Source organism: Rothia sp. HMSC072B04 (assembly GCF_001813725.1).
Classification (GTDB): Bacteria; Actinomycetota; Actinomycetes; order Actinomycetales; family Micrococcaceae; genus Rothia; species Rothia mucilaginosa.
Window position 1 is genome coordinate 247481 of the sequence record NZ_KV813803.1, and the last position, 13318, is coordinate 260798.

The 13318-nt window shown below is 60.7% G+C and carries 10 protein-coding genes; 8 read left to right on the top strand and 2 right to left on the bottom strand.

Translation table 11 applies throughout. The annotated features are described in order from the left end of the window. Positions 1-46: 46 nt before the first annotated feature. Positions 47-943: an IclR family transcriptional regulator gene (locus HMPREF2928_RS05425; RefSeq protein WP_371325931.1), complete on the bottom strand. Its 897-nt coding sequence runs from the start codon at positions 941-943 to the stop codon at positions 47-49. A gap of 411 nt (positions 944-1354) precedes the next feature. Between HMPREF2928_RS05425 and leuC the strand changes: the two genes are divergently transcribed. Continuing rightward, positions 1355-2797 (top strand): 3-isopropylmalate dehydratase large subunit, encoded by a 1443-nt coding sequence (gene leuC, locus HMPREF2928_RS05430; protein WP_012903327.1) that lies wholly within the window; start codon positions 1355-1357, stop codon positions 2795-2797. Positions 2798-2823: 26 nt separating this feature from the next. Beyond that, the gene (gene leuD, locus HMPREF2928_RS05435) at positions 2824-3417 is read left to right on the top strand and encodes a 3-isopropylmalate dehydratase small subunit (RefSeq protein ID WP_005505627.1); all 594 of its coding nucleotides are present in this window, start codon (positions 2824-2826) and stop codon (positions 3415-3417) included. Positions 3418-3576: 159 nt separating this feature from the next. Here the strand turns inward: leuD and HMPREF2928_RS05440 are convergent, their stop codons facing one another. Continuing rightward, entirely contained in the window at positions 3577-5025 is a 1449-nt protein-coding gene (locus tag HMPREF2928_RS05440) for a transcriptional initiation protein Tat (protein ID WP_070687589.1), read from the bottom strand. Between the two features lie 698 nt (positions 5026-5723). On the opposite strand from HMPREF2928_RS05440, the gene murA reads away from it, so the two are divergent. From murA to HMPREF2928_RS05470, 6 genes are all read left to right on the top strand, one after another. Then, positions 5724-7157: a UDP-N-acetylglucosamine 1-carboxyvinyltransferase gene (gene murA, locus HMPREF2928_RS05445; protein WP_005505632.1), complete on the top strand. Its 1434-nt coding sequence runs from the start codon at positions 5724-5726 to the stop codon at positions 7155-7157. Next, positions 7157-8014, top strand: a complete 858-nt coding sequence (locus HMPREF2928_RS05450; protein ID WP_070687591.1) for a lysophospholipid acyltransferase family protein — start codon at positions 7157-7159, stop codon at positions 8012-8014. Before murA ends, HMPREF2928_RS05450 begins: the two co-directional genes overlap by 1 nt. Positions 8015-8125: 111 nt before the next feature. Further along, a complete protein-coding gene (locus HMPREF2928_RS05455) occupies positions 8126-9244 on the top strand; it encodes an NAD(P)H-dependent glycerol-3-phosphate dehydrogenase (RefSeq protein WP_070687594.1) in 1119 nt (372 codons plus the stop codon). Positions 9245-9385: 141 nt separating this feature from the next. Then, complete coding sequence (locus HMPREF2928_RS05460) at positions 9386-9835, top strand: hypothetical protein (protein WP_141752172.1); 450 nt, start codon at positions 9386-9388, stop codon at positions 9833-9835. 115 nt (positions 9836-9950) lie between these two features. Beyond that, entirely contained in the window at positions 9951-11069 is a 1119-nt protein-coding gene (locus HMPREF2928_RS05465) for a D-alanine--D-alanine ligase family protein (RefSeq protein WP_070687596.1), read from the top strand. 530 nt (positions 11070-11599) lie between these two features. Continuing rightward, positions 11600-13306 (top strand): PT domain-containing protein, encoded by a 1707-nt coding sequence (locus HMPREF2928_RS05470; protein WP_070687599.1) that lies wholly within the window; start codon positions 11600-11602, stop codon positions 13304-13306. Positions 13307-13318 lie beyond the last annotated feature (12 nt).

A 13318-nucleotide genomic window follows, 5' to 3' on the forward strand; every position in this document is an offset into this window, starting at 1 on the left:
GAGGCGGGGAGGGATTCTTTTCGTTAAATCTACACGCTACTGAAGCTTAGTCCTCTTCAGTACTCTCACCGCAGGGAGCCTGCTGAGACGCCGCAAGCTCACGCAGACCGTCCGTAATCGCCTGAGCAGCCATAACGACCAGCTCAGGGTAGTTGCGGTTCGGCTGGCGGGTCATGCGGTCAATCGGACCCGAGATGGACACTGCCGCAATCACCTTGCCGCCGGGCGCACGCACCGGAGCAGAGACCGAGGCGGTTCCGCGCTCGCGCTCACCCACGGACTGCGCCCAACCGATGCGGCGCACAGCCGCGAGCATGGCGGCGCTGAAGTGGGCGTCGCGCAGGCCTTCAACAATGCGGTTCTGGTCTTCCCAAGCCAGCAGAACCTGGGCGGCGGAACCAGCCTGCATGGACAGCTGGGTGCCGACCGGAATAGATTCGTGCATGCCGGAGGGGCGGGGGGAGGTGGCTGCGCACACGCGCCAGTCACCCTGGCGGCGGTACAGCTGGGTGGACTCGTCAGCTTCGAGGCTGAGCTTCTGCAGGATCGGGTCTGCCACGGTGATGAGCTCGTCAGCAATGGTTGCGGATGCGAGTTCGGTCAGGCGGGGTCCGAGCATGAAGCGTCCCTGCACGTCGCGGGCTACGAGGCGGTGGTGTGCCAACGCCACGGCGAGGCGGTGTGCGGTGGGGCGCGCCAGACCGGTTGCCTTGACGAGGTCACCCAGAGATACGGGTCCTGCCTCGAGGCAATCAAGAATGAGGGTCGCCTTGTCGAGCACGCCAACGCCGGAGGAGCCGTGGGAGTTTACCTCTACCATCTGCTCGTCGGCGGCCATGTGTTCGGGCGGCTTGACGGGGTCGACAATCGGTGCGTTGTGGTATGTGGATGCGTTGGGGTGACGCATTCCGTGTGCGTTAAAACGTGAAGCGGAAGGAGTCATTCTTATATTCTATCTCAGAATATGAAAGATACCCCGGACTTCGTGGACTCTTTCGGGTGCACAGCTGAAGATGGAATCACCCCCTACGGGATAAATTATGAGTTTTTCATAATAAGTGTTTATGTGTGTTTATGGGTGAAAATGTGTGAAAAAGCCGCAGGGAAATGCGCGCAATCCCGCAAAATTACCCTGGAGTCATAGAGTAAACCCACATAAAAACACTCGCTAGTTCGGGGTGTTTCTAGGCCGTCTCACAGGCTAAGAATCCGTGAAAAAATATGCGACACGCCGCAGGGAAATACCGATTTGAGGGTCCCATCGGGTACATAATCCGCCCCTTAACTCCGCAAACTTGCGGCACGCACCACACCGAACGCATCCACCGTAGGAACGCATCAAGCAGGAGAAAGCATGACTAGCGAACAGAACGCAACCACCGCGGGCACCCGTCCGCGCACCCTGGCAGAAAAAGTCTGGGACGCACACGTCGTCGTCCCCGGCGAAAACGGCAAGCCCGACCTGCTCTATATCGACCTGCAGCTACTGCACGAAGTGACCTCCCCCCAGGCATTCGAAGGCCTGCGCATCGAGAACCGCCCCCTGCGCCGCCTCGACCTGACCATCGCCACCGAGGACCACAACACCCCCACCGACAACATCTTCGGCACCATCGCCGACCTGACCAGCCGCACCCAGATCGAGACCCTGCGCCGCAACGCTGCAGAGTTCGGCGTGCGCATCCACTCCCTCGGCGACCAGGAACAGGGCATCGTACACGTGGTCGGCCCGCAGCTGGGTCTGACCATGCCCGGCATGACCATCGTCTGCGGCGACTCCCACACTTCCACCCACGGTGCGTTCGGCGCTCTCGCGTTCGGCATCGGCACCTCCGAGGTGGAGCACGTCATGGCAACCCAGACCCTGCCTCTGGCACGCTTCAAGACCATGGCAATCAACGTTGAAGGCACCCTCAAGCCCGGCGTGACCGCGAAGGACATCATCCTCGCCGTCATCGCGCAGATCGGCACCGGCGGCGGTCAGGGCTACGTGCTCGAATACCGCGGCTCCGCGATCCGCTCCCTCTCCATGGAGGGCCGCATGACCATGTGCAACATGTCCATCGAGGCGGGCGCACGCGCCGGCATGGTCGCCCCCGACGAGATCACCTTCGAGTACATCAAGGGTCGCCAGCACGCACCCAAGGGTGAAGAGTGGGACAAGGCAGTCGAGTACTGGAAGAGCCTGCCCACCGACGAAGGCGCCGTCTTCGACAAGGAAATCTTCATTAACGCTGACGAGCTCGAACCCTTCGTCACCTGGGGCACCAACCCCGGTCAGGGTATTCCGCTGAGCCACGCCGTTCCCTCCCCGGACGACTTCGAGGACGAGAACGACAAGGTCGCAGCAGAACGCGCCCTCGAATACATGGATCTGAAGGCGGGCACCCCCATGAAGGAAATTCCCGTGGACGTCGTCTTCCTGGGCTCCTGCACCAACTCCCGCATTGAGGACCTGCGCGCCGCCGCAGACATCGTGCGTGGCCGCACCATCGCCGAGAACGTGCGCATGATGGTCGTGCCCGGATCCCAGAAGGTCCGCGCGCAGGCAGAAGCAGAAGGCCTGGACAAGGTCTTCAAGGACTTCGGTGCCGACTGGCGCTTTGCCGGCTGCTCCATGTGCCTGGGCATGAACCCCGACCAGCTGGCACCCGGTGAGCGTTGCGCCTCCACCTCGAACCGTAACTTTGAGGGCCGCCAGGGCAAGGGTGGCCGCACCCACCTGGTCTCCCCGGTGGTCGCCGCCGCAACCGCTGTGCGCGGTACCCTGTCCGCCCCGTCCGACGTCGTGGCCTAGCACGCCGCTATAGCTAAGGAGCCATTATGGAACCCATTATTAAGCACACCGGCATTGGCGTGCCGCTGCGTTCTTCGAATGTTGACACCGACCAGATCATCCCCGCCGTCTACCTCAAGCGAGTGACCAAGACTGGCTTTGATGATGCCCTCTTCGCTAACTGGCGTAAGGACCCCGAGTTCATCCTGAACCAGGAGCCCTACAAGCACGGTAGCGTGCTGGTTGCGGGCCCGGACTTCGGTACCGGTTCCTCGCGTGAGCACGCCGTGTGGGCGCTGCGCGACTACGGTTTCAAGGTCGTTATTTCTGCTCGTTTTGCCGATATTTTCCGCGGCAACTCGGGCAAGCAGGGCCTGGTTACCGCGCAGGTTGCACAGGACGATATCGAGCTGATCTGGAAGGCGCTGGAGCACGAGCCCGGCACCGAAATCACCGTTGACCTGGAGTCCAAGACCGTAACCGTGGGTGCGCTGGTTGTTCCCTTCGAGATTGACGACTACGTGCGTTGGCGCCTCATGGAGGGTCTGGACGATATTGGTCTGACCCTGCAGAACCTCGAAGCTATTGAAGCGTACGAGGCGAAGCGCCCCTCCTGGATGCCCCGTACTCAGGAACTCTAAGCCGAGAGCTCTAAAACCTAGAGATATAAAGCTCGAAGGCGGCGACTGATTCAGTTGCCGCCTTCGAGCTTTTCTGTACCCAAAAACCTAGCACACATATGAATGTGCCTCCCCGGAGCATCAGCTTCCGGGGAGGCGCATTTATTGACGACCTAGAGCTTAGGCACCCTCAGTGATGGGGGTGTTCAGGGTTGCGTTCTCGGTGCAGCCGTACAGCGTTGCAGAACCGGGGGAGCGCACGCCCGCGGTCGGGTTTGCGTTCTGTGCGGTGGCAAGAGCGAAGTCAGAAACCACCTCGTGGTTAATGTAGCTGCCGCCTGCGCCGCCGCCGCTGCTCAGGGCGCTGAGCGAGTAGATGTTGCCTTCGCCCTCGAACTGCACCTGACGGCCGAAAACGCCCTCGTAGTATGAGCCAACGGTCCAGATGTTCAGGCCTGCGCCTCCGCCGCCGTAGCCGGCGCCACCACCGGATGCTACGGAGGTGAGGGAGAGCTTGCCGTGGGTTCGGGAAAGCAGCGCGCCGGAGCCGCCCTTACCGCGGTAAGAGCCGGTTGCGTCCGCGCCGCCGGTGCCCTTCTCGCCCTCGACCACGGAGTCACCCTCATACATGTAGTAGCGAGGGAAGTCGTAGGTTTCGAACCAAGGGTCGGACATGGGCATGAGCTTCAGCTCGTTATTCTCGTCGAGAACGCCGACCAGCGCCTCACCGAGGGTACCCGCCACGCCGGAGCGGCCAGCGGTACCGCCGGTGACCATGAAGCGCATGTCGAGGGTCTTGTCGTCCTCGTCGAGGGGCTTGAACTCCTGGTAGGGGCTTGCCATGAGCATGCCACCCTGACCGGTGTTGTCGGTGCCCAGGTCGCCGCCTGCGCTACCGCCTGCGGTGGTGGATGCGTCACGGCCGTCCAGCGCTACGCGCAGTGCCGGGTTCAGCTGGTCCTTGGGCTGAGTATCGAAGACGCCCTGGTGGGTGGTGAGGGTGCCGAGCTGTGCGCCGCCACCACCGGCACCTGCGACAGCAACAATGGTGACTGCGCCGTCGCGAACGAGTTCGACCGCGGAGGAACCGCCGCCGGACGCGCCGTACACGTAGCCGCTATCAGTGCCCACTACCTGCGCGCTACCGGTTGCTTTGCTGGAACCGGTGGAGTCGCCGCCTGCCGCGTAGCCTTCGCCGCCGAGTGCGGGCTCCGCGCCGGATGCAGAGCCGACGCCGCCGTTACCCGCCCAGACGCGCAGGATGTCGCCGGACTTAACCGCCAGAACGCCGCTGAGCTGTGCACCGGCACCGCCGCCAGCCAGGGCCGCGTTCGTGACATCGGTCAGGTATTGGGGAGTGAAGGAGGTTGCGGCACCGCCGGCACCTCCCACGAGGTCGAAGCGTACTCGTCCAACGCCTTCAGGGACGAGCCATTCGGTGTATGCGCCTGCCTTGTCGTCGTAGCCGGTTACAGTCGGCTTGAGGGTGAGGGCGGGGGAGCAGGTGGGCTCGCCGCTTGCCGCCCATGCGGGGACGGTTGCGCTGGCGAGGATAACGGGGGCGCTCCATGCCGCGCCCTGTACGAGGCGACGGCGTGAAAAGCGTGATGCAGTGTTGTGATGTGTCATATTTGGGGTCCTCCGGTAGTTCGCGGATGCAGCCGCGAAGTGACCTGTGGTTGGTTGCGATACGCCGTGGTTTTTAGTTGACTTTCGAATATTTACGGTGATGTTGAAGTGAATTTTTGAAGTTGAAGTGAAGCAGGAAGCCGAACCGTTTTAGTTGGGCGTTATCGCAAGGTTGTATGCAGTGAATGCACGCCCGTTCCCTGCCGTGAGGCTCCGTACTGCATGGAGTGACGGCAATGCCGGCGCCGATGCCGCAGTTGAGAGCTGGTTGGTTTCTCCTTGAGAGTGGAGGCACCGCTCAGCGGTCACGAGTGTGCACGCTATTGTAGGGGCGAGGTTGCTCTCAAGTTCAAATTTGTGCGTCAAAAAGAAGAAGCTAACGTCAAATTTTGGCGAAGAACCAGAAAATGTTTGCATTAGTGTGAATATTTGTGTATCTTTTTGTCTTTTCCAGCTCTGATTCTGAGGAGGGGTCAGAGCGGTTTTTCACATACACAACAGAGCAAAATCTCAGTCACGAGTTCCAAAGGTTCTTCAGTGTTTGGAGCACCTTTACGCAGGGCTTAGAATAATGATGAATATATGCGCCCGTTTCGCCCTGCTACCGGCAAGGGTGCGGCACGACAGAACACGGCGCATCGGCACACTGTTAAAGTTAAAGTTCGGCCTAAACCAGCCGACTCCACAAAGGATTTTTAATGACTGAGAACATCAGCAAGCTTCGCATTGAAGGTGGCACTCCGCTCGTTGGTGAGGTTCACGTTCGAGGCGCCAAGAACCTGGTGCCCAAGGCGATGGTCGCAGCACTGCACGGTTCGACCCCCTCGACCCTGCGTAACGTTCCCGACCTGAGTGATGTCGAAATCGTTACCACCCTCGTGGAGCTGCACGGTGCAAAGGTCGACTACGACCGCGAAGCTGGTGTTCTGACCCTCAACCCCGCACAGGATGCAACCACCGCCGCAAAGAACGCAGAGGAGATTCAGCTCTTCGGTGGTAATTCCCGCATCCCGATTCTGATGGTGGGCCCGCTGCTACACACCCTCGGTACCGCACGCATCCCCAACCTGGGTGGTTGCAAGATCGGTGACCGCCCCATCGACTACCACATGTCTGCACTGCGCAAGTTCGGCGCAGTCGTTGAGAAGGACGACGAAACCGGCACCACCCTGATTGTTCCCGAAGAGGGTCTGAAGGGTGCAGAGATTGTGCTGAACTACCCCTCCGTGGGTGCTACCGAGCAGGTTCTGCTCACCGGTGTGCGTGCTAAGGGTAAGACCATCCTGCGCAACGCTGCGATTGAGCCCGAAATTATTGACCTGATTGCTGTTCTGCAGAAGATGGGCGCGATCATCTTCATCAACGAGGACCGCACCATCGTCATTGAGGGCGTGGACGAGCTGACCGGCTACGATCACGCGTCCCTGCCCGACCGTAACGAGTCCGCTTCTTGGGCTTCTGCGGCGCTGGCTACCGGTGGCGACATTTTCGTGCGCGGTGCAGCTCAGAAGGACATGACTGCGTTCCTAAACCAGTTCCGTAAGATGGGCGGCCTGTACGAGGTGACCGCTGATGGTATTCGCTTCACCCACCCGGCTCAGCGCACCCCCGGTGCAGAGCTGAAGCCCATCGTTTTTGAGACCAACGTGCACCCCGGCTTCATGACCGACTGGCAGCAGCCCCTCGTGGTGGCGCTGACCCAGGCTAAGGGCGCGTCCATCGTGCACGAGACCGTGTACGAGGAGCGTTTCGGCTTCACCAACGCCCTGAAGCAGATGGGCGCAGATATCGTTGTTATGCGCGATTGCGTGGGCGGCGCACCCTGCCGTTTTGAGGGTAAGGGCTACGGCCACTCCGCTATTATTTCTGGCCCCACCCCGCTGACCGGCGCTGATATTGAGGTTCCGGATCTGCGCGGCGGCTTCTCCCACATCATTGCTGCGCTGGCTGCTAAGGGCACCTCTCACGTGAGCGGTGTTGAGCTGATTGCTCGCGGCTACGAGAACTTCGAGGAGAAGCTCAAGGGCCTGGGTGCCAACTTTGAGGTGCTGGCACGCAAGGCGTCGAAGGCTCCCAAGCCCGATGCAGCAATCGTCGTTGTTGAGCCCGAGGAAGTTGAGGTTCAGGGTTAATGAGCGGACAGCAGGGAAAGCAAGCGCTGCCGGAGATTGAGCCCACCGCTTACGGTGACGCTCTGTACAAGGTGCTCGGTAACGCCGCACGCGGGCTGTACAAGCTCATGGCGCGCGTTGAGATTACCGGCCGCGAGAATCTGCCTTCCAGCGGCGGGTACATTATCGTGGCTAACCACACCACCGAGCTTGATCCGGTGACCGTGGCTTTCCCTGCTTTCGTTGAGGGCGCCCTGCCGCGTTTCTTGGCGAAGGATTCGCTGTTCCGTGCTCCCGTGCTCGGCTACATTATGCGCAAGCTCGCGCATATTCCTGTGGTTCGCGGTTCGGTGGATGCGCGTAAGTCCCTGATTACTGCCCGCAAGATTGTTGAGGCTGGCGGTGCCGTCGTGATTTTCCCGGAGGGCACCACTACCCACGATCCGCAGCTGTGGCCCATGCAGGCGCGTACCGGTGCGGCTCGTCTGGCTCTTGCGACTGGTGCACCCGTCTACCCGGTGGCGCACTGGGGTGACGAGCAGATTCTCGGTTACGTGGATGAGGCTAGCGAGGACGGCCGCATCAAGGAGAAGCGTAAGATTTCGCTGTTCCCGCGCAAGACCGTGCGAGTGCAGGTTGGTAAGGCGCTGGATATCGCCTCCCTCGTTGAGGACGCCAGCCCCGAAGCTAAGCACACCCGCACCGAACTGGGCGTGGTCACCGACGCCATGCTGGACGCTATTACCGCCGAGCTGGAGAAGATCCGCGGCGAGAAGGCTCCTGAGGGTCGTTGGAACCCCCGCACGAAGCGTCGTGAAGCCCCCGGTACCCCCTCGGGTCCGGTTGGTGGTGCGCTCGGCGAACCGGACGAAAAGTAGCATCCCAGCTGGGAAAATCGTAGAGGCCCTGACAGAAGCCGCGGCTATTTGCTGAGGCGCCTGTCAGGGACTCGCACAATAACCTCGCAAGGAAGAGAGGCAGGTGTTTTCGTGACCTTCTTTGGACGCACCCCCGCAGCAAGCCCTGAATTTACCCCTCCGGCAACCGTACAGTCTATTGCGGTGCTCGGTGCCGGTAGCTGGGGCACCGCTTTCGCTAAGATCGCGGCGGACGCTGCCCGCGAGCGCGGCGATGACACCCGCGTGACCCTCATCGGTCGTGATGAGCAGGTGATGGCTGAATGCGAGCGCACCCGCGAGAACGCCCGCTATTTTCCGGGAATGAAGCTACCGGATAACATGCACTTCACGGCGGATGCCCCCGCGGCGCTTGCCGGTGCGGATATTGTGGTTCTTGCCCTGCCCGCGCAGGTTCTGCGTTCGCAGTTGCAGAGCTTCGCCCGCTATATTGAGCCGAACGCCATGCTGGTGTCTTTGGCGAAGGGTTTGGAGACCGGTACGGGTCTGCGCATGTCGCAGGTCATTACCGAGGAACTGGAAGAATCCATGGCTCTGCGTGGTGCTGATCTGCGCGCGATTGGCCATATTCCGCACCGCGTGTGCGTGCTGTCGGGCCCGAACCTGGCGAAGGAAATCATGGGGGAGGAACCTACCGCCTCCGTGGTTGCGGCTCGTACCCTGCCGGTGGCTGAGGCTGTTGCTCACGCGATTGCGTGCGGTTACTTCCGCCCGTACACCAACACGGATGTGGTTGGTACTGAAATTGGTGGCCTGGTGAAGAACGTGATTGCCCTCTGCGTGGGTATTTGCGAGGGCCGCAATTACGGCGATAACTCGAAGGCGTCCATTATGACGCGCGGTCTGGCGGAGATTACCCGCCTGGCGGTGGCGTTGGGCGGTGAGGCTGCGACGATGAGCGGTCTTGCCGGTATGGGCGACCTGATTGCGACCTGCTCTTCGCCGCTGTCTCGTAACCACACGGCGGGCCGCCTGCTGGCTCAGGGTGTTACCCCTGACCGCCTGCACGAGCATATGAGCCAGACCGCTGAGTCGATTAAGTCGGCGCCGGTGGTGGCTGAGTTGGCTCGTCGTCACGGCGTGGAGATGCCCATTGTTGAGGCTGTGGTGGCTGTGCTTTCGGGCCGTATTGGCATTGAGGAGTTGGCGCCTCAGCTACTGGGGCGTTCCCTTAAACATGAAGGGCATTAAGAGCACGCAATGAACCTGAGCTCGGTAACCACCGCTGTGTTGGGCTCCGCAGGGTATGGGGCGCTGTGTGCTGCAGCTACAGGGTCGGTAGCTCAAAAAACCGAGTGCGATCGCCCGGTATACCTGTGGGAACCCGCCGATATGGGAGAAACCGCGCACCAGCTTCCGGTGACTTACACCACCGATATATACGAGGCTCTTGAGAGCGCCGATATTGTGGTGGTTCCCTGGGGCGAACAGGCTGATTCGTGCCCCGAGGAGATGACGGGGGTCATGGCATTCCGCCGATGGGCATACCTGCTGCCTCAAACCGCTATAGTGCTCGCAGCCGCAGGTTCTGCCGAGGACACCATGAACGTGTCTGAATATCTGCGGCAGATACTGCACACTGAGTTTCCAACGCGGCGTGAACGTGTGGCGGTGCTAACTATTACCGCTCATCATCTGGCGGGTACAGGTGTGATGGAACCGGTAAAAACTCACCCCAGGCGCCCCCGCACCGCCACTCTCACCACCGACGATGCGCACATGCATCAGCTGATTACCGCCTTATTTGATGGGCCTGTGCTGCGTATTCACCGTGCGCCATGACCCCGGTATCTGCGGTTACCGCAGCTTGGGTACTAGTGTCAGAAAGGCCCGTAAGAGACGATACAATGGGCTGTAAGTGGGGCGGGTACGCCCCGAAACGAACAGGGAGAAATATATGACCGAGAAGAAGACCGTCGCCCTGCTGTGCGGTGGCCGCTCCTCTGAGCACCCGATTTCGCTCATTACCGCTACCGGCGTTCTGGGCGCTATTGACCGCACCGCCTACGACGTCATCACTATCGGTATTACCCGTGACGGCCGCTGGTACCTGACCGATGAGCAGCAGCTTGCCGAGCTGACTGCTGGCACACGCGGTACCGCAGAGTTCCCCGAGGGGACCCAGCAGGTGTTCCTGCCGATGGGCGCCGGCGATTCCCGCCTGACCCTGGTGGATGCTGAGGGTAACGTTACCCGCACTGCACCGGTAGACGTTGTGTTCCCGCTGCTGCACGGCCCCTTCGGTGAGGACGGCACCGTGCAGGGTCTGCTGGAAATGGCTGACCTGCACTATGTGGGTTGCGGCGTGACCGCATCCGCTGTGGGTATGGATAAGCACTTCATGAAGGTTGCTTTCGAGTCCGCTGGCCTGGAGGTCGGCCCCTACGAGGTTGTCACCAACCGCCAGTGGGAGCACGAGGACCGCGAGCAGATTCTGGAGCGCGTGCTGAAGCTGGGTTTCCCCATGTTCGTGAAGCCGACCCGCGCAGGTTCTTCCTTCGGTATTACCAAGGTGGATTCGGTGGAGGAGCTCGTGCCCGCGATTGAAGAGGCACGCCGCCACGACCCGAAGATCATTATTGAGGCGGGTATTGTGGGCCGCGAAATCGAGTGCGCTGTGCTCGATGGCCACCACGGCGAGATGCCGCGCGCATCCTACCCCGGCGAGATTGAGGTTGTGGACGAGGACCACGGCTTCTACGACTTTGAGGCGAAGTACGTTTCTGAGTCTTCCGCTGTGACCGTGTGCCCGGCGAACCTGCCGCAGGATGTGCAGGATCGTCTGCGTGAGCTGGCTGTGAAGGCGTTCCTGGCGCTGGATGGCGAGGGCCTGTCGCGTGCGGACTTCTTCTACACTGAGGACGGCCGCCTGGTCATCAACGAGGTGAACACCATGCCCGGCTTCACCCCGATTTCGATGTACAAGACCATGTGGGAGAGCACCGGCATTTCCTACACCGACCTGATTAGCGAGCTGCTGACCCTGGCGATGGAACGCCCCCTGGGTCTGCGCTAGTTCTTGAGGTAGCGCTAGTTCTTGGGCGCGCCGTCGTTTTGACTGCGCTCAGTTATTGAATACGTAACGGCGGGGGAGTAGCCCCTGTTGTAAGGCGCCTCGGTGCGGATTCTTGAGGGATTCGCGCCGGGGCGCTTTTTGCGCGGTGGGCAAGTTAATGCCTTTGTGGGATGGGTAATTGGTACATATTGAGCCCCAAAAGCTTATGAGAATCGCTCGTTTTTCACTCATGAGAAAAATCACTTATATTCGCCTCGGGGTCGCTTGGATGGTGGAGTGCAAGTTTTAAAGTGGTATTGATAAGGCAAAACGTAATTCTGCTCACAAGTGCATGAAATGATGCTTCTAGGTAATGAAAAGATGTTGTTGATGGTCGTTGCACATCTTGAAGCTCAAAGATTGGTATGAAAGCGCTAAAATGAGTAATGAAGAAAAAGCCGATTCGGTAGAATAGATGAAGGTATATCCAATCTGCCCTAGCGATTGGGTATCTATTCACTCACAACGTATCAGAAAGTCAAGGACAACCTTTGGGAAAACGAAACCGTAAGGTGGTCTCTGCGAGTCTGGCGACAGCACTGGTTGCTTCCGGAAGCCCCTACGTAGCCTCATTTGCTCAAGATGTGCAGGAGGCAGCGTCTCAGGTTCCGCCCAACCCTGTCGGCACCGCAAGCCAAACCCTGGACCCCACCGCAAACGCGGCATCTTCCTCTCAGACGGCAGTACCCACGCTCGCAACCGTGAGCGCATGGCCCACCGCTCAGGGGGACAATAAGACTGACAAAGCGCAGGCAGAGCCCACCGCTCAGCCTAGCGCTTCTTCGAGCGCTCAGCCCACCGCTAGCGCCGAGCCTTCCGCAAGTGCTACGCCCAGCCCGGATGCGACTCCTACCCCGAACGCTACCGCGCAGCCTACTGCCGAGCCCACCGCTTCAGCTAGTGCGACTGCAAGCCCGAGTGCTACGGCGAGTCCTAGCGTAGAGCCCTCTAAGGATGCGACCGCTGAACCTACCGCTACGCCGACCGTAGCTCCTAGCGCAAGTGCCGAACCGAGTGTTGCTCCTACCGCAACTCCGACGGTTGAGCCGACTGTAGCTCCGACTGCGGAGCCTACGGTCCAGCCGACGGCAGAACCTACTGTTGCTCCCACTCCGGAACCGACCGTTGCGCCTACTGTGGAGCCCACCGCGGAACCCACCAAGGATGCAACTCCTGAGCCTACTCAGGATCCGACCCCTGAGCCTACGGTAGAGCCCACCCCGGAGCCCACTCCCGAGCCGAATCCGGACCCCACTCCGGAACCGAACCCGGAGCCCACTCCTGAGCCGACCAAGGACGTAACTCCCGAACCGACCCCGGAGCCGACCCAGGACCCCGCTCCGGAACCGAATCCGGAGCCGACCCAGGATCCCGTCCCGGTTCCCGAGCCGACTAAGGACGTAACCCCGGAGCCTACTCAGGAGCCCTCTCAGGTTCCAGTTGTTCCGGCCCCGGTTCAGGATCCGACTCAGGAGCCCTCCAAGGAAGCTAAGCAGGAGCCGACTAACGAGCCGACCAAGGACGCGGTCATCCCCGTGATTCCGGTAGCTCCGGTAGAGGATAACAAGGACAGCTCGGACTCCAAATCGGTTACCCCGATCGAGACCGAACCTGTTGCTCCGATTCCTCCGGCGAACAACCCGGTGACCGTCCCCGGCAATCGTCAGGAAGTCTCTGGGGAAGATGTCATCATCTCCATTGAGCTTCCGCGACCGGGCAACTCCTCTGAATCCGCAAGTTCCTCTTCGGGATCTTCGAGCTCTTCACCGAGCAAGGCACCGAGCGACAGGCTTGATGGCGAGGATGACGATCCGTTGCGTTCTGGTGGCACCACCCTCGGACGAATCGCAGCTAATAACGGCTCGAATGACTCCATTCCGGGTGCGGCTGACTGGGTTGCTGGATACCTCTCGCGCAATAAGACCGACGAGGACCACTCCCGCGAGGTAAGCCCCTCGAGCTCCTCAAGCTCGGTATCGGCTTCGAAGTCGCCTAGCTCCTCCACCTCGGCTAGCGCCAGCCGCTCCGCAAAGAGCGTGGCAAAGGCTGACGGCGCAAACGCCGCCCAGGAGCAGGCCGTGAAGAACGCGGACGCGGACGATTCCGGACTTTCCGGTATTGCACCGCTGATCCTCTTCTCGCTCATCGGTTTGGTGCTGATTGCTCTGGCAATCCGCTACTTCAGCCGCGGAGCATAAGGCAAACATAAC

Coding starts and splice junctions, on each gene's coding strand:
- murA (WP_005505632.1), top strand. CDS start 5,724: ATGACTGAGAACATCAGCAAGCTTCGCATTGAAGGTGGCACTCCGCTC.
- leuC (WP_012903327.1), top strand. CDS start 1,355: ATGACTAGCGAACAGAACGCAACCACCGCGGGCACCCGTCCGCGCACC.
- HMPREF2928_RS05440 (WP_070687589.1), bottom strand. CDS start 5,025: ATGACACATCACAACACTGCATCACGCTTTTCACGCCGTCGCCTCGTA.
- HMPREF2928_RS05425 (WP_371325931.1), bottom strand. CDS start 943: ATGACTCCTTCCGCTTCACGTTTTAACGCACACGGAATGCGTCACCCC.
- HMPREF2928_RS05460 (WP_141752172.1), top strand. CDS start 9,386: ATGGGAGAAACCGCGCACCAGCTTCCGGTGACTTACACCACCGATATA.
- HMPREF2928_RS05465 (WP_070687596.1), top strand. CDS start 9,951: ATGACCGAGAAGAAGACCGTCGCCCTGCTGTGCGGTGGCCGCTCCTCT.
- leuD (WP_005505627.1), top strand. CDS start 2,824: ATGGAACCCATTATTAAGCACACCGGCATTGGCGTGCCGCTGCGTTCT.
- HMPREF2928_RS05450 (WP_070687591.1), top strand. CDS start 7,157: ATGAGCGGACAGCAGGGAAAGCAAGCGCTGCCGGAGATTGAGCCCACC.